The 14,385-nt window shown below is 56.9% G+C and carries 16 protein-coding genes; 14 read left to right on the top strand and 2 right to left on the bottom strand.

Features of this window, described 5'->3' with window-relative positions; translation table 11 throughout:
• The first annotated feature begins 107 nt into the window (after positions 1–107).
• The gene (locus ACTJJ1_RS19675; protein ID WP_004952108.1) at positions 108–1,259 is read left to right on the top strand and encodes a 3-phenylpropionate MFS transporter; all 1,152 of its coding nucleotides are present in this window, start codon (positions 108–110) and stop codon (positions 1,257–1,259) included.
• On the opposite strand, the gene csiE is transcribed toward ACTJJ1_RS19675, so the two are convergent.
• Entirely contained in the window at positions 1,256–2,521 is a 1,266-nt protein-coding gene (gene csiE / locus ACTJJ1_RS19670; protein WP_440834956.1) for a stationary phase inducible protein CsiE, read from the bottom strand. The two genes, ACTJJ1_RS19675 and csiE, sit on opposite strands and share 4 nt — an antisense overlap.
• Positions 2,522–2,699: 178 nt before the next feature.
• On the opposite strand from csiE, the gene ACTJJ1_RS19665 reads away from it, so the two are divergent.
• The gene (locus tag ACTJJ1_RS19665; RefSeq protein ID WP_373282272.1) at positions 2,700–3,335 is read left to right on the top strand and encodes a DUF1007 family protein; all 636 of its coding nucleotides are present in this window, start codon (positions 2,700–2,702) and stop codon (positions 3,333–3,335) included.
• The gene (locus ACTJJ1_RS19660; RefSeq protein WP_440834954.1) at positions 3,326–4,348 is read left to right on the top strand and encodes a nickel/cobalt transporter; all 1,023 of its coding nucleotides are present in this window, start codon (positions 3,326–3,328) and stop codon (positions 4,346–4,348) included. The genes ACTJJ1_RS19665 and ACTJJ1_RS19660 overlap by 10 nt, the downstream gene beginning before the upstream one ends.
• A 68-nt stretch (positions 4,349–4,416) precedes the next feature.
• On the opposite strand, the gene suhB is transcribed toward ACTJJ1_RS19660, so the two are convergent.
• Positions 4,417–5,220 carry an inositol-1-monophosphatase gene (gene suhB / locus ACTJJ1_RS19655; protein WP_004952100.1) on the bottom strand — a complete coding sequence of 268 codons (804 nt, stop codon included), beginning with the start codon at positions 5,218–5,220 and terminating at the stop codon, positions 4,417–4,419.
• Between the two features lie 119 nt (positions 5,221–5,339).
• Here suhB and trmJ point away from each other — a divergent pair, with 119 nt between their 5' ends.
• The 11 genes from trmJ (at position 5,340) to sseB (ending at position 14,224) form a co-directional block, all read left to right on the top strand.
• The gene (gene trmJ, locus ACTJJ1_RS19650) at positions 5,340–6,074 is read left to right on the top strand and encodes a tRNA (cytosine(32)/uridine(32)-2'-O)-methyltransferase TrmJ (protein ID WP_004952097.1); all 735 of its coding nucleotides are present in this window, start codon (positions 5,340–5,342) and stop codon (positions 6,072–6,074) included.
• 194 nt (positions 6,075–6,268) lie between these two features.
• A complete protein-coding gene (gene iscR / locus ACTJJ1_RS19645) occupies positions 6,269–6,763 on the top strand; it encodes a Fe-S cluster assembly transcriptional regulator IscR (protein ID WP_004952096.1) in 495 nt (164 codons plus the stop codon).
• A gap of 54 nt (positions 6,764–6,817) precedes the next feature.
• Positions 6,818–8,032: an IscS subfamily cysteine desulfurase gene (locus ACTJJ1_RS19640; protein WP_004952093.1), complete on the top strand. Its 1,215-nt coding sequence runs from the start codon at positions 6,818–6,820 to the stop codon at positions 8,030–8,032.
• A gap of 24 nt (positions 8,033–8,056) precedes the next feature.
• Complete coding sequence (gene iscU / locus ACTJJ1_RS19635) at positions 8,057–8,443, top strand: Fe-S cluster assembly scaffold IscU (protein ID WP_004952090.1); 387 nt, start codon at positions 8,057–8,059, stop codon at positions 8,441–8,443.
• Positions 8,444–8,568: 125 nt separating this feature from the next.
• Complete coding sequence (gene iscA, locus ACTJJ1_RS19630) at positions 8,569–8,892, top strand: iron-sulfur cluster assembly protein IscA (RefSeq protein WP_004952089.1); 324 nt, start codon at positions 8,569–8,571, stop codon at positions 8,890–8,892.
• 63 nt (positions 8,893–8,955) lie between these two features.
• On the top strand, positions 8,956–9,477 hold the full coding sequence (hscB, locus tag ACTJJ1_RS19625; RefSeq protein WP_004952088.1) for a co-chaperone HscB: 522 nt from the start codon (positions 8,956–8,958) through the stop codon (positions 9,475–9,477).
• Positions 9,478–9,503: 26 nt separating this feature from the next.
• A complete protein-coding gene (hscA, locus tag ACTJJ1_RS19620; protein WP_020439609.1) occupies positions 9,504–11,354 on the top strand; it encodes a Fe-S protein assembly chaperone HscA in 1,851 nt (616 codons plus the stop codon).
• 2 nt (positions 11,355–11,356) lie between these two features.
• Entirely contained in the window at positions 11,357–11,692 is a 336-nt protein-coding gene (gene fdx, locus ACTJJ1_RS19615; protein ID WP_004952086.1) for an ISC system 2Fe-2S type ferredoxin, read from the top strand.
• 32 nt (positions 11,693–11,724) lie between these two features.
• Positions 11,725–11,925 carry a Fe-S cluster assembly protein IscX gene (gene iscX / locus ACTJJ1_RS19610; protein ID WP_006327336.1) on the top strand — a complete coding sequence of 67 codons (201 nt, stop codon included), beginning with the start codon at positions 11,725–11,727 and terminating at the stop codon, positions 11,923–11,925.
• A gap of 83 nt (positions 11,926–12,008) precedes the next feature.
• A complete protein-coding gene (gene pepB / locus ACTJJ1_RS19605) occupies positions 12,009–13,304 on the top strand; it encodes an aminopeptidase PepB (protein ID WP_440834948.1) in 1,296 nt (431 codons plus the stop codon).
• Positions 13,305–13,393: 89 nt separating this feature from the next.
• Positions 13,394–14,224: an enhanced serine sensitivity protein SseB gene (gene sseB, locus ACTJJ1_RS19600; RefSeq protein WP_004952083.1), complete on the top strand. Its 831-nt coding sequence runs from the start codon at positions 13,394–13,396 to the stop codon at positions 14,222–14,224.
• Positions 14,225–14,385 lie beyond the last annotated feature (161 nt).

Here is a 14,385-nt window from a genome sequence, read left to right as displayed (position 1 = left end):
TTACCGGCAAACTGTGAACTGCTTGGCACTCTATCCCCTTGATCGTGGATGAATGTTGCTCGTGAGTGTGAGCTCTGTCAAAGTATCGCCTACACACCGGAGGGATCATGGTTCTGCAATCAACGCGTTGGCTTGCTCTCAGTTATTTCACCTACTTCTTTTCTTATGGCATCTTCTTACCGTTTTGGGGCGTTTGGCTGAAAGGCGAAGGCATAGCGCCTGAAACCATAGGTCTGTTGCTCGGTGCCGGTTTGGTGGCGCGTTTCCTCGGCAGTTTGCTGATTGCTCCCCAGGTTAAAGATCCTTCCCATCTGGTGACGGCACTTCGCCTGCTGGCGTTGCTGACGTTGGCCTTCGCCGTCGGTTTTTGTTTCGGCAACGGCTGGGGTTGGCTGATGCTGGTGATTGCCGGCTTCAACCTGTTCTTCTCGCCGTTGGTACCGCTGACCGACGCGTTGGCCGCCACCTGGCAAAAACAAATCACCATGGACTACGGTCGAGTCAGGCTGTGGGGCTCGCTGGCGTTCGTGATCGGTTCTGCGCTGACTGGGCAAATGGTGTCGGTTTGGGGCCATAACGCCATTCTCTATAGCCTGATCGCCAGCGTGCTGGCGATGCTGCTGGGCATGATGCTGAAACCGAGCGTGATGCCGCAGGGGGAGACGCGTACCCAAAGCGGGCCAGACCGCTCACTGCGCGAAATGCTCAAGGAAGGGCCGGTCTGGCGTTTCCTGTTGTGCGTCACGTTGTTGCAGGGTGCGCATGCCGGCTATTACAGCTTTGGCTCTATCTACTGGCAGGAAGCCGGTTACTCGGCTTCGACGATTGGTTATCTGTGGTCGCTGGGCGTGGTGGCGGAAGTCATCATTTTCGCCAGCAGCAATGTCCTGTTCCGCCGCTGGAATGCGCGCAATCTGCTGTTGCTTTCCGCCTGCTGCGGGGTGCTGCGCTGGAGCCTGATGGCTTACAGCACCGAACTGGGTTGGCTGCTGGTGATCCAGATCCTGCATTGCGGCACCTTTACCGTTTGCCATCTGGCGGCGATGCGTTTTATCGCTGCACGCAAAGGGCCGGAGGTGATCCGGTTGCAGGCGATTTACTCGGCGCTGGCGATGGGGGGCGGCATTGCGATTATGACGGTGATTGCCGGCTTCCTGTTTGAACATCTGCAGGGCGGGGTATTCTGGGTGATGGCGGCGGTGGCGTTGCCGGCGCTGTTTATCCGTCCGCCGGCCGTTGCGGTCAGCGGCAACCGTTAAGTCGTTTCCAGCAGCGCGCGGATGGCTTTGCGCTGCTGGCGTTCTAACGGCAATTCGGTATAAATCAGCGGCGGTTGCGGTTCACTGTGTACCGCCGCATAAGGGCTGATCACCAGCGTGATACCCTGCGGCGCGCCGGAGCGCAGGTAATCGCGCAGCGGCAGATACTTGATATTTAATGGCAACAGCGTTAATTCGCGGATCTGATATTCCACTTCCTCTTCCAACTGCGGGTTGTCCAGCGTCAATAACAACACCTGTTTTTCCTGCAGCGCATTACCCTGCATCAGCCAGGCGCCGAAACTGATGGCCACCAACCCCGCTTCCTCGCTGGAAAAACGAATTTCATATTCCTGTTCGAGCGGTGCCAGCGCTTCCTTGGTGGTGCGCATCAGGCGCGGGTACATGCGTAACACTTCCTCGAGCAGCATATTGTCAATGCCGATGTCAAAACGACAGCGCTCGACCGCAGGCGCCAGATGGGCGAATAGCTGGCTGATCAAATCCTCTTTACTGCTGAAGGTCATGCCGGAAATCTGCTGGAAGCGCTCGACCATGTTTTCAATCGCTCTCATTAAGCGCAGATCTTCCTCCGAGTCGTTGCTGTAGTAGCTGTGGTTTTTCAGCATGGTGAACATCAGCACCAGAAAATCGATTTCGCTGGTCTCGGGTTGCAGGGCGAAAAGCTGATTCAGCGATTGATGAAGCAAGCTGGCCGCCTGATGCTCTGGTTTCTGATGCAGCCAGGCGCGCTGGGTGGCGGTGAATAGCGGGTGCCGCTGGCGTTGGGTTTCCCAGGCGCAGTAACACAGATAATACTGCAGAAATTGGCGATCGCGCTGATCGAGGGGCCGGTTGAGCATCGGTTCACAACTGCTGATGTAACTTTCCAACTGCGGCGACGGATCGGCGTTTACCGCCAACGCCTGATGCAGCCAGGGGGCAAAATGCTGGTCGACAAACTCCGGGCTGCAGCGCAGGGCTCTGCGCAACCAGTGGAGCAGGCAGAGGCGTTGGTTGAGCGCGCTTCCCTTGAGCCGGTAGCCTTCGTCGGAATTGCCGACGAGCTCCAGATGGTGGAAACGCTGGATTTCACTGGCAACCTCGGCTATATCTTGCCGGGCAGTAGGGTGGTCGACGCCGTTGATTTGGCTGATAGTCTCCAGTTGTACTGCGGGCACTGGCGCATACAGCATCAGTAACAGATGGCAGCGCCGTTGTTGACCGGAGAGCTCAGGCACAGGGTCAGTGTCCAGGCTCATATCACCTTCTGGTGCGTAACGTTTAAATTATGAATAAGCATAGCAAAAGGCTATGCGGCGGCGGGGCTGCGGCGCCCGGTTTTATTTCGGCTTACCACTTTCGTCACAATTATTGTGCCGATTAACGGCGGTTGAAGGTTGGTTGATGTTACTTTATAACAATAATGAGTATCGTTTGATGATGAAGTTACGTTTTATTGTGGCCGGTTTTTTCGCGTTATTCAGCGCCGGCGTCGTCGCACACCCGCACAGTTTTATTGATATGAACACCACCTTTGTGGCGAAAGATCAAAAACTGGTCGGCTTGAAAATGGTTTGGGTAATGGATGAAATCACCTCGGCGGATCTGCTGTACGATGCGCAGAACGCGAAAAGCGACTCGGAAGTGTGGAAAAAGCTGGCGGCGGAAGTGATGGCCAACGTGCTAGGTCAGCACTACTTCACCGACGTGTATCGCGACGGCAAGCCGGTGAAATACCTGAATCTGCCGACCGAATACCATTTGTCGCGCCAGGGGCACCAGGCGGTGCTGGAGTTTGTGCTGCCGCTGGCCGAGCCGCAGCCGCTGGCAGGCAAGCCGTTTGAAATCTCCACCTACGATCCCACCTATTTTGTCGATATGACTTACAAAGACCAAACGGCGCTGCATCTGCCGCCGGAAATGGCGCCGCAGTGCAAGTTCAGCCTGATGACGCCGAAGCCGGATTCCTCCTTGCAGGCTTACGCATTGTCCCTCGATAAGAACGATGCACCCAGCGAAGATATGGCGCTGGGGCAACAGTTCGCGCAGCGGGTCACTTTGCAATGTCAATAAACCTTAGCCAGAACGCCGCGCGTAAGCGGCACTGGGCCTTCAGCCTGTGGCCGCTGCTGCTGTTTGCGCTGTTGCTGGCGTTGGCCGCGCAGGTGGCGTGGCACTATTGGCCGCAACTGCTGATGCAAAGCGTGGTGTGGCAGAAGGGGCTGCATCAACAACTGGCCGGCCTGTTGCAGCAGGTAAAAGCCGCCCCCCAGCAGGCCGGGCTGGCGTTGATGCTGTTTAGCCTGAGCTATGGCGTGCTGCATGCACTTGGCCCCGGTCACGGCAAGGTGGTGATTGCCACTTATCTGGCCACCCACCCGGCGCGGCTGAAAAGCAGCCTGAAACTGACCTTTGCCGCCTCGCTGGTTCAAGGGCTGGTGGCTATCGCGTTGGTGACGCTGATGCTGGTGGTACTGCAATTATCCTCCCGCCAACTGCATCAGAGCAGTTTCTGGTTGGAGAAGGGCAGTTTTATTTTGGTCATGCTGCTTGGCGTGCTGCTGAGCTGGCGGGCGCTGAAACGCCTGTATTACGCGGTGAAAGCGCTGCGCCCATCACCGGTGCTGCGAATCAACAGCCTGCAACCTTTGCCGGCGGATCACGTTCACAGCGAGCATTGTGGTTGCGGGCATCGCCATTTGCCGAGCGACAGCGAATTGCAGGCGGGCAGTGACTGGCGCACGCAAACTGCCATCGTGCTGGCGATGGGCATGCGCCCCTGCTCGGGGGCGATACTGGTGCTGCTGTTTTCCAAGGTGATTGGCGTATTCGCCTGGGGCGTGGTTTCGGCGTTGGCGATGGCGTTTGGCACGTCGCTGACCATTTCATTGTTGGCCTTGCTGGTGCATTACAGCCGCCGGTTGGCGGTGCGCCTCAGCCGTTCGCGCGCACCGGCCGCCTGGAGCGCCGTTGCCTGGGGATCGCTGGCATTGGCCGGTGGCTTGATTCTGCTGTTCGCCGGATTGCTGCTGTATGCCAGCGCTCAGCCGGAGTTCGGTGGTGGTATCCGGCCTTTCTCCCGCTGACCGGCATAAAAAAAGCGCTGCAATAAATTGCAGCGCTTTTTCTTTATTCATTCACTCACTTCGCGATATTAACGCTTCAGCGCTTCGCTCAGTTCTTCACGCATGGTAGAAAGCATGGCTTTCACTACGCGCGGGTTGCCTGCAACCACGTTGCCGGAGCTGAAGTGGTTATGGCCACCAACAAAGTCGGTCACCAGGCCGCCAGACTCGCGCACCAGCAGTTCGCCGGCAGCAAAGTCCCACGGCTTCAGGCCAATCTCGAAGAAACCGTCAACGCGGCCGGCGGCCACATAGGCCAGGTCCAGCGCGGCGGAGCCGGTACGACGGAAGTCTGCACACTGAGTGAACAGTTTGCCAACCACGTTGATGTAAGGGGTTGCGTGCTGTTTAACCTTGAACGGGAAGCCGGTCGCCAGGATGGTGCCATCCAGATCTTTGGCATTGGTGCCGCGCAGGCGGTAGCCGTTGAGCTGTGCGCCTTGGCCGCGGGTAGCGGTAAAGAGTTCGTTGCGCATTGGATCGTAAACCACAGCCACTTCTGTACGGCCTTTGATGCGTACGGCGATGGAAACGGAGAAGTGTGGGAAACGTTTAATGAAGTTTGAGGTGCCATCCAGTGGATCGATCACCCATTGTACATCCTGATCTTCGCCGACCAGCTCACCGCGTTCTTCGGTAACAATAGTATGTTGCGGATAAGACTTGCGGATCACGTCGATGATCAGATGCTCTGCATCGCGATCGACGTTAGTGACAAAGTCATTGGTCCCTTTCTGGCTCGCTTCTACAGCGTCCGGGGTTTCGTAGTTTTTGGCAATCAGGTTACCGGCCTTGCGCGCAGCGCGCACGGCGATAGTCAGCATCGGATGCATGGGTATCTTCCAACTAGGATGTTAAAGAACAGGAAACGGCGCGAAGTATAGCAGCTGTTCGGCAAAATGCCTACGGCTGTGTTAAGATGCTGTGATTTTCCGCTACGCTCAGAGTTTGTATGCTGCACAACATCCGCATTGTTCTGGTAGAAACCTCCCATACCGGTAACATGGGCTCGACCGCACGAGCCATGAAAACCATGGGGTTAACCAACCTTTATCTGGTTAACCCGCTGATAAAACCCGATTCGCAGGCGATTGCCCTGGCCGCAGGCGCCAGCGACGTGATCGGCAACGCCACTATCGTTGACACCCTTGATGACGCTATCGCCGGCTGTAGCCTGGTGGTCGGTACCAGCGCGCGTTCGCGCACTTTGCCGTGGCCGATGCTGGAACCGCGCGAATGCGGCGTACGCGCCGTGCACGAAGGCGAGCACGCGCCGGTTGCGCTGGTGTTCGGTCGCGAACGCGTTGGCCTGACCAACGATGAACTGCAAAAGTGCCATTATCACGTCGCCATTCCCGCCAACCCGGATTACAGCTCGTTGAACCTGGCGATGGCGGTGCAAATCCTGGCTTATGAAGTGCGCGTGGCTTATCTCGATCGCCAGCAAGTGGGGGTGCCGCAGTTGGAAGAAACGCCTTATCCTCTGGTGGACGATCTCGAACGTTTCTATCAGCACCTGGAACAAACGCTGCAGCACAGCGGCTTTATCCGCCCGGCACATCCGGGGCAGGTAATGAGCAGGTTGCGCCGTTTATTCACCCGAGCGCGGCCGGAAGCTCAGGAGCTGAATATCTTGCGTGGCATGCTGACGTCGATAGAGAAACAGGATAAACATCAAGGTAATTAATTTGATGTGGCGTAACGGCCGGTAATAATAGTATTAGTTATCCAATGGTTATAACATGCATTTTATATGCTTTTGGTCTGGCTAAGGCCAAAATGTGCTAATACTTGAGTAAATTAGTAGGTTAAATAGTTGACTGATTTACTCGGGAATGTCAGAATTTCGGCCATGTTTCACCAACAGGTAACCATTTAGCTATGAGACTGACATCCAAAGGCCGTTATGCCGTAACCGCTATGCTTGACGTGGCATTGCACTCCCAGGAAGGGCCCGTTCCTCTGGCGGATATTTCTGAGCGCCAAGGGATTTCGCTCTCTTATCTGGAACAATTATTCTCCCGTCTGCGTAAAAATGGCCTGGTGGCCAGCGTGCGTGGGCCGGGCGGTGGTTATCTGCTGGGAAAAGAGGCAAGTGAGATCGCCGTTGGCGCTGTCATCACTGCCGTCGATGAATCGGTAGATGCAACCCGTTGCCAGGGTAAAGAAGGCTGTCAGGGTGGCGATCGCTGTCTGACTCATACCCTGTGGCGCGATCTGAGCGAGCGCATCAGCGGGTTCCTGAACAACATTACGCTGGCAGAACTGGTGAACAACCAGGAAGTGCTGGTGGTGGCGGACCGTCAGAACAATGATACCCGTCGCACGGCCAACGGTCGTCCGCAAGAAACTATCAACGTTAATCTGCGCGCATAAGCAGCTGGCGATATTTTTTTAGTTTTTGGAAGTGATGTACGGAGCACAAGAGCAATGAAATTACCGATTTATCTCGATTACTCAGCAACGACGCCGGTTGACCCGCGCGTTGCCGAGAAAATGATGCAGTTTTTGACCCTGGACGGGACTTTCGGTAACCCGGCTTCCCGTTCCCACCGCTTTGGGTGGCAGGCGGAAGAAGCGGTAGATATCGCCCGTAACCAAATTGCTGAACTGGTTGGCGCTGACCCGCGTGAAATCGTGTTCACTTCCGGAGCGACCGAATCCGACAACCTGGCGATTAAAGGTGCGGCCAATTTCTATCAAAAGAAAGGCAAGCACATCATCACCAGCAAAACCGAACACAAAGCCGTGCTGGACACCTGTCGTCAGCTCGAGCGTGAAGGGTTTGAAGTGACCTACCTGGCGCCGCAGAGCAACGGAATTATCAGTCTGCAGGATCTCGAAGCCGCCATGCGTGAAGACACCATTCTGGTATCGATCATGCACGTGAACAATGAAATCGGCGTGGTGCAGGATATCGAAGCTATCGGCGAAATGTGCCGTGCGCGCGGTATCATTTACCACGTTGACGCTACCCAGAGCGTGGGCAAACTGCCTATCGATCTGAGCAAGCTGAAAGTCGATCTGATGTCGTTCTCCGGCCACAAAATCTATGGCCCGAAAGGCATTGGCGCGCTGTACGTGCGTCGTAAACCGCGTATTCGCATCGAAGCCCAGGTCCACGGCGGCGGTCACGAGCGCGGTATGCGTTCCGGCACCCTGCCAGTGCACCAGATCGCCGGTATGGGCGAAGCCTACCGTATCGCCAAAGAAGAAATGGCGACGGAAATGGCGCGCCTGCGTACGCTGCGCGATCGTCTGTGGAACGGCGTGAAAGATATGGAAGAAGTGTATCTGAACGGCGATCTGGAACACGGCGTTCCGAACATTCTCAACGTCAGCTTCAACTACGTTGAGGGCGAATCGCTGATCATGGCGCTGAAAGACCTGGCCGTCTCTTCAGGTTCCGCCTGTACCTCCGCTAGCCTTGAACCCTCCTACGTGCTGCGCGCGCTGGGGATGACCGACGAGTTGGCGCATAGCTCGATCCGTTTCTCTCTGGGGCGTTTTACCACGGAAGAAGAGATCGATTACACCATTCAACTGGTGCGTAAATCCATCGGCCGCCTGCGCGACCTGTCTCCGCTGTGGGACATGTTCAAACAGGGCGTGGATATCAACAGCATCGAATGGGCACATCATTAATTCTCAGGATTCAGGAGCAAGGTCATGGCTTACAGCGAAAAAGTAATCGATCATTATGAAAACCCACGTAACGTGGGCTCGTTTGACAACGAAGATCCTACCGTCGGTAGCGGCATGGTGGGTGCACCGGCCTGTGGCGACGTGATGAAACTGCAGATCAAAGTCAACAATGAAGGCATCATCGAAGACGCCCGCTTCAAGACTTACGGCTGCGGTTCTGCCATCGCCTCCAGTTCGCTGGTGACCGAATGGATGAAAGGCAAGTCTCTTGATCAGGCCGAAGCGATCAAAAACACTCAGATCGCCGAAGAACTGGAATTGCCGCCGGTTAAAATTCACTGCTCTATTCTGGCTGAAGATGCCATCAAAGCAGCGATCGCCGACTACAAGAGCAAGCACAGCGCCAAGTAGTTTTTGTGTAGGGGCGCTGTATATTGCGCCTGCGTTGATCGGGGCGAAGATATTCGCCCCCTACACCGGTTTGCTCCCCAACACCGGTTTTGCAAGAGGTTGGGGATATTGAGTGTGAGGTTGTGATGTCAATTACCATGAGCGACAGCGCTGCGCAGCGTGTTCAGGCTTTTATGAATAACCGCGGCAAAGGTCTGGGTTTGCGTCTGGGGGTAAGAACCTCCGGCTGCTCCGGGATGGCTTATGTGCTGGAATTTGTTGACGAAATGAACGATGACGACATCGTTTTTGAAAACAAAGGCGTCAAGGTGATCATCGACGGCAAGAGCCTGGTCTACCTTGACGGCACCGAGCTTGATTTCGTTAAGGAAGGCCTGAACGAAGGCTTCAAGTTCAACAACCCCAATGTCTCGAGCGAGTGCGGCTGCGGCGAAAGCTTCAACGTCTGACAGCCCATCGTGCTCCCCCGCGTGCTGCGGGGGAACTCCATCCGATAACGCCCAGAGCACGCTATGGATTATTTTACTTTATTCGGGCTGCCAGTTCGCTATTCCGTGGACGGCGGCCTGCTTGCCTCTCGCTATCAGGATTTGCAGCGCCAATTCCATCCCGATCGCAATGCCCTCCAGCCAGAACGCGAACGCCTGATGGCGTTGCAGCAGGCGGCGACCATTAATGAAGCCTACCAAACGCTGAAGCACCCATTAAAACGCGCGGAGTATATGCTATCTTTGCACGGTTTTGATTTGGGTAATGAGCAGCACACTGTGCGCGATACCGCGTTCCTGATGGAACAGTTGGAACTGCGTGAAGAGCTCGATGCCATTGAACGCAAAGCGGATGCAGAAAGCCTGCTGGCCGATTTTGGCGCGCGGGTGAACGAGACGGTCAAACAGCGCAGCGCGCTGATGGTACAGCAGTTGGATAGCCAGCAGTGGTCCGAAGCCGCCGACACCGTGCGTAAGCTGCGCTTTTTGGACAAACTCCAGCAACAGGTTGAACAACTCGAAGAAAAACTGCTGGGTTTTGAGTAATACATTCTGATTGTGGAAGCTTCAATATGGCCTTATTACAAATTAGCGAGCCTGGCCTCAGCGCCGCACCGCACCAGCGCCGTCTGGCTGCCGGTATTGATTTAGGCACCACCAATTCTCTGGTCGCTACGGTACGCAGTGGGCAGGCGGAAACCCTGGCCGACGCGCAGGGGCGCGATTTATTGCCTTCGGTGGTGCACTATCAGACTGACGGGTTGCGCGTAGGTTGGGAAGCGCGCCAGCAAGCGGCGCAGGATCCGGCCAATACCATCAGCTCGATCAAACGCATGATGGGCCGCTCGCTGGCCGACGTTCAGCAGCGTTACCCGAACCTGCCGTACCAATTCCAGCCCAGCGATAACGGCCTGCCGATGATTGTCACCGCCGCCGGTCTGGTTAATCCGGTAGGCGTTTCCGCCGACATCCTCAGGGCACTTTCCGCTCGAGCGCAAACGGCGTTGGAAGGGGAGCTCGACGGTGTCGTGATCACCGTTCCCGCTTATTTTGACGATGCACAGCGCCAGGGCACCAAAGACGCTGCGCGTCTGGCCGGCCTGCACGTGCTGCGCCTGCTGAACGAACCGACCGCCGCGGCGATTGCCTATGGCCTGGATTCTGGTCAGGAAGGCACCATTGCGGTTTATGATCTGGGCGGAGGAACCTTCGATATTTCCATTCTGCGCCTGAGCCGTGGGGTGTTTGAAGTGCTGGCTACCGGCGGGGATTCTGCGCTGGGCGGTGATGACTTTGACCACCTGCTGGCCGACTGGTTGCGCGAGCAGGCCGGCGTGGCCGATCGCAGCGATCACGGCGTCCAGCGCCAGTTGTTGGATGCGGCTATCGCCGCCAAAATTGCGTTGAGCGATGCCGACAGCGTCAGCATCGACGTGGCCAACTGGCAAGGCGAAGTGACCCGCGCGCAGTTCGATGCGCTGATTGCTCCGCTGGTTAAACGCACCCTTATGGCTTGCCGCCGTGCTCTAAAAGACGCGGGCGTCAGCGCGGAAGAGGTGCTTGAAGTGGTGATGGTAGGCGGCTCCACTCGCGTGCCGCTGGTGCGTGAGCAGGTGGGGGCGTTCTTTGGCCGCACGCCGCTGACGTCTATCGATCCGGACAAAGTGGTCGCCATCGGCGCGGCGATCCAGGCCGATATCCTGGTGGGTAACAAGCCGGACAGCGACATGCTGTTGCTGGACGTGATCCCGCTGTCGCTCGGGCTGGAAACCATGGGTGGTCTGGTCGAGAAAGTGATCCCGCGCAACACCACCATTCCGGTGGCGCGCGCGCAGGAATTCACCACCTTTAAAGACGGCCAGAGCGCGATGATGATCCACGTGTTGCAGGGTGAACGTGAGCTGGTGCAGGATTGCCGCTCGCTGGCGCGTTTTTCGTTGCGCGGTTTACCGCCAATGCCTGCCGGGGGCGCACATATTCGCGTCACCTTCCAGGTGGACGCGGACGGCCTGCTGAGCGTCACGGCGATGGAGAAATCCACCGGCGTTGAGGCTTCGATCCAGGTGAAGCCGTCTTATGGCCTGTCCGATGGCGAGATCGCCGACATGATCAAAGACTCGATGGCCAATGCGCACAGCGACGTCGGCGCGCGCATGCTGGCGGAACAGCGGGTAGAGGCATCGCGGGTGCTGGAAAGCCTGCAGGGCGCCCTGGCCAGCGATGCCGCCTTGCTGAGCGAAGCTGAAAGTACGGCGATCGCCGCTGCGGTGGAAGGCCTGCAACAGGCGACGCAGGGCACCGATCCTGCCGCCATTGAAGCCGCAATTAAAACATTAGATGCACAAACGCAAGATTTTGCCGCGCGCCGTATGGATGCTTCCATTCGCCGCGCGCTGGCTGGCCATTCTGTGGATGAGGTTTAATCATGCCTAAAATTGTTTTCCTGCCCCATCAAGATCTGTGCCCGGAGGGGGCAGTACTGGAAGCCGAGCAAGGCGAATCGATCCTTAACGTTGCCCTGCGCAACGGGATTGAAATCGAACATGCCTGCGAGAAATCCTGCGCCTGTACCACTTGCCACTGCATCGTGCGCGAAGGCTTTGATTCGCTTGAAGAGAGCAGCGAGCTGGAAGACGACATGCTGGACAAGGCTTGGGGTCTGGAGCCGGAAAGCCGCCTGAGCTGCCAGGCGCTGGTCGCCGATGAAGACCTGGTGGTAGAAATGCCGCGTTATACCGTTAACCATGCGCGTGAGCATTAATTGCTAGTCGCGGCGCAGAGCTGGAGATCATAATGGGACTGAAGTGGACCGACAGCCGTGAAATCGGCGAAGCCCTGTACGACCAATACCCGGATACCGATCCGAAAACCGTACGCTTTACCGACATGCATCAGTGGATTTGCGATCTCGAAGAGTTCGACGACGATCCTCAGGCTTCCAACGAAAAAATACTGGAAGCGATTCTGCTGGTCTGGTTAGATGAAGCGGAGTAAATAGCGTAACGGGCTGCCTTGGGCGGCCCGTTTATTTTGTATCCGACAAGATTAATAAAAGAATAATCCGGAGTGAGAAGGCTATGACAACTGAAATTATGCTGGTAACGCTGTCGCACCAACCTGCGGACGCTCGCTGGGGCGAGAAAGCGTTGCTGAGCACCAATGCGGAAGGGATGACCATTCACCTGACCGGCAACGACAAGCTGGGCAGCGTTCAGCGCGCCGCGCGTAAAATCGACGGTCAGGGCATCAAAAAAGTGAAGCTGGCCGGTGAAGGCTGGGATCTGGAAAACAGCTGGGCATTCTGGCAGGGGTTCCGTGGGCCGAAAGGCAAACGCAGCGTCGAGTGGGCAGAACTGCCGGAAGCCGACCGTAAAGAGCTGGAACAGCGCCTGAAGATTGTTGACTGGGTGCGCGACACCATCAATATGCCGGCAGAAGATCTGGGGCCGGAGCAACTGGCCACCCGCGCCGTCGATCTGCTGTGTGATGTCGGCTGCGATGCCGTCAGTTACCGCATCACCAAGGGTGAAGATCTGCGCGAGCAAAACTACTCCGGCCTTCACACCGTGGGCCGCGGTTCCGACCGTTCCCCTGTGCTGCTGGCGTTGGATTTCAACCCGACCGGCAACCCGGATGCACCGGTATTCGCTTGCCTGGTGGGGAAAGGCATCACTTTTGACACCGGCGGCTACAGCCTGAAACAAAGTGCTTTTATGGACTCGATGAAGTCCGACATGGGTGGTGCAGCCACCATTACCGGCGCACTGGCGCTGGCTGTCGCTCGCGGCCTGAAGCAGCGCGTGAAGCTGTTCCTGTGCTGTGCCGACAACATGGTCAGCGGCAATGCCTTCAAACTGGGCGACATCATCCGCTATCGCAACGGCAAAACCGTTGAGGTGATGAATACCGATGCGGAAGGGCGTTTGGTGCTGGCTGATGGCCTGATTGACGCGTCCGAGCAAAACCCCGAGCTGATTATCGACTGCGCCACTCTGACCGGCGCGGCGAAAACGGCGGTAGGTAACGATTACCATGCGCTGTTCAGCTTTGACGATGCGCTGGCGCAGGAACTGTTGACCAGCGCGGCGGCGGAGCAAGAACCTTTCTGGCGCCTGCCGCTGGCCGAGTTTCACCGCAGCCAATTGCCGTCCAATTTTGCCGAGCTGAACAACGTGGCCGGCCCGGCTTACACCGCCGGCGCCAGCACCGCGGCCGCCTTCCTGTCGCATTTCGTGAAAAACTATCAGCAAGGCTGGTTGCACATCGACTGTTCCGCGACCTACCGCAAAGGCGCGGTCGATCAGTGGTCTGCCGGCGCGACCGGTCTGGGCGTGCGGACTCTGGCCAATCTGCTGCTGAGCAAAGCCAAATAATTGAAAGCCCGCAGCGGCGGGCGGTAGAATATGGTTTATCCTCGGGGCCCAGCATGCTGGGCCCCGTTATTTAATTGCTGGAGTTTGCCATGAGTTCCCATCATCACGATGCCGCCCCGGGCGAGAACGAGCTTGAACGTCTGCTGAAGCTGGCGGTGACGGAGCCGGCCCATCGCCCGGCGTTTTTCCGCGAGTTGCTCGATGCCACGGTATTGATTCTCGGCGACAGCGATCAGGTGCAGCAGGACGGCGACATTACGCTGAATGCCGATACTCCGGTGAATATCCAGCACTGGGAAAAACAGGACGGCGGCAGCATCATTCCGTTCTTCTCCTCGCTGGAGGCGTTGCAGAAAGCCGTCGAAGATGAACAGCCGTTTATCGCCATGCCGGCGCGGGTATTGTTCGAGATTACCGAAGGCGCGGATCTGTTCCTTAATCCGAAAGCCGAGTACGGCAAAGAGTTCTACCCTGAGGAAGTCGCGATGCTGCTGGCTACCGGCGGCGTAGCCAAGCCTGCGGAACGCTATGTCGACAAGGATACCCAGATCCTGCTGGGCCAGCCGGAAGAATATCCGTCGGCGATGGTGGATGCGTTGACCACGCTGTTCAGCCAGCGCAAACCGGTACGCCGTGCGTTTCTGGCGCTGATGCATGATCAGGCGGTGGATGAAAAGCCTAACCTGCTGGTGGGGCTGGAAGTGGATGGCGATCAAGGCGATATCGAAGCCTTGATCAACGAAGCCGGCAGCGTGGCCAGCGAAACGGCGCCCAACGACGAACCGGTGGATTTTTGTCTGGTGTCGGAAAAAGAGCGTGGGGTCAGCCATTATCTGATCACCCATACTCAACCTTTCTATCAGCGCCGCTGGGGCAGCTGGTTGCGTAACATCATTCCTTCCACTGACAAAACGCAGTAACCCTTCTTTTGCTACCGTGCGGCGCGCAGCCCGCCGGTAGCGCTCAGTTGTCTATCTATCCTTTTGTTTTAAAAACAAATAGTGCTAATGGTAACCAGTGACGTTACGCAGTGTGATCGGCGTAACAGTTCTTTGCATAGCGCTTTGCCATTACGCTCGAC

It is taken from the genome of Serratia sp. 22264, from assembly GCF_052045345.1.
In the GTDB taxonomy this organism is placed as follows: Bacteria; Pseudomonadota; Gammaproteobacteria; order Enterobacterales; family Enterobacteriaceae; genus Serratia; species Serratia plymuthica.
This window is presented reverse-complemented; position numbering and strand designations above follow the sequence as displayed.

Excerpts from the sequence above, each read along its gene's own strand:
- ACTJJ1_RS19675 (WP_004952108.1), top strand. The coding sequence starts at position 108 with ATGGTTCTGCAATCAACGCGTTGGCTTGCTCTCAGTTATTTCACCTAC.
- csiE (WP_440834956.1), bottom strand. The coding sequence starts at position 2,521 with ATGAGCCTGGACACTGACCCTGTGCCTGAGCTCTCCGGTCAACAACGG.
- ACTJJ1_RS19665 (WP_373282272.1), top strand. The coding sequence starts at position 2,700 with ATGATGAAGTTACGTTTTATTGTGGCCGGTTTTTTCGCGTTATTCAGC.
- ACTJJ1_RS19660 (WP_440834954.1), top strand. The coding sequence starts at position 3,326 with ATGTCAATAAACCTTAGCCAGAACGCCGCGCGTAAGCGGCACTGGGCC.
- suhB (WP_004952100.1), bottom strand. The coding sequence starts at position 5,220 with ATGCATCCGATGCTGACTATCGCCGTGCGCGCTGCGCGCAAGGCCGGT.
- trmJ (WP_004952097.1), top strand. The coding sequence starts at position 5,340 with ATGCTGCACAACATCCGCATTGTTCTGGTAGAAACCTCCCATACCGGT.
- iscR (WP_004952096.1), top strand. The coding sequence starts at position 6,269 with ATGAGACTGACATCCAAAGGCCGTTATGCCGTAACCGCTATGCTTGAC.
- ACTJJ1_RS19640 (WP_004952093.1), top strand. The coding sequence starts at position 6,818 with ATGAAATTACCGATTTATCTCGATTACTCAGCAACGACGCCGGTTGAC.
- iscU (WP_004952090.1), top strand. The coding sequence starts at position 8,057 with ATGGCTTACAGCGAAAAAGTAATCGATCATTATGAAAACCCACGTAAC.
- iscA (WP_004952089.1), top strand. The coding sequence starts at position 8,569 with ATGTCAATTACCATGAGCGACAGCGCTGCGCAGCGTGTTCAGGCTTTT.
- hscB (WP_004952088.1), top strand. The coding sequence starts at position 8,956 with ATGGATTATTTTACTTTATTCGGGCTGCCAGTTCGCTATTCCGTGGAC.
- hscA (WP_020439609.1), top strand. The coding sequence starts at position 9,504 with ATGGCCTTATTACAAATTAGCGAGCCTGGCCTCAGCGCCGCACCGCAC.
- fdx (WP_004952086.1), top strand. The coding sequence starts at position 11,357 with ATGCCTAAAATTGTTTTCCTGCCCCATCAAGATCTGTGCCCGGAGGGG.
- iscX (WP_006327336.1), top strand. The coding sequence starts at position 11,725 with ATGGGACTGAAGTGGACCGACAGCCGTGAAATCGGCGAAGCCCTGTAC.
- pepB (WP_440834948.1), top strand. The coding sequence starts at position 12,009 with ATGACAACTGAAATTATGCTGGTAACGCTGTCGCACCAACCTGCGGAC.
- sseB (WP_004952083.1), top strand. The coding sequence starts at position 13,394 with ATGAGTTCCCATCATCACGATGCCGCCCCGGGCGAGAACGAGCTTGAA.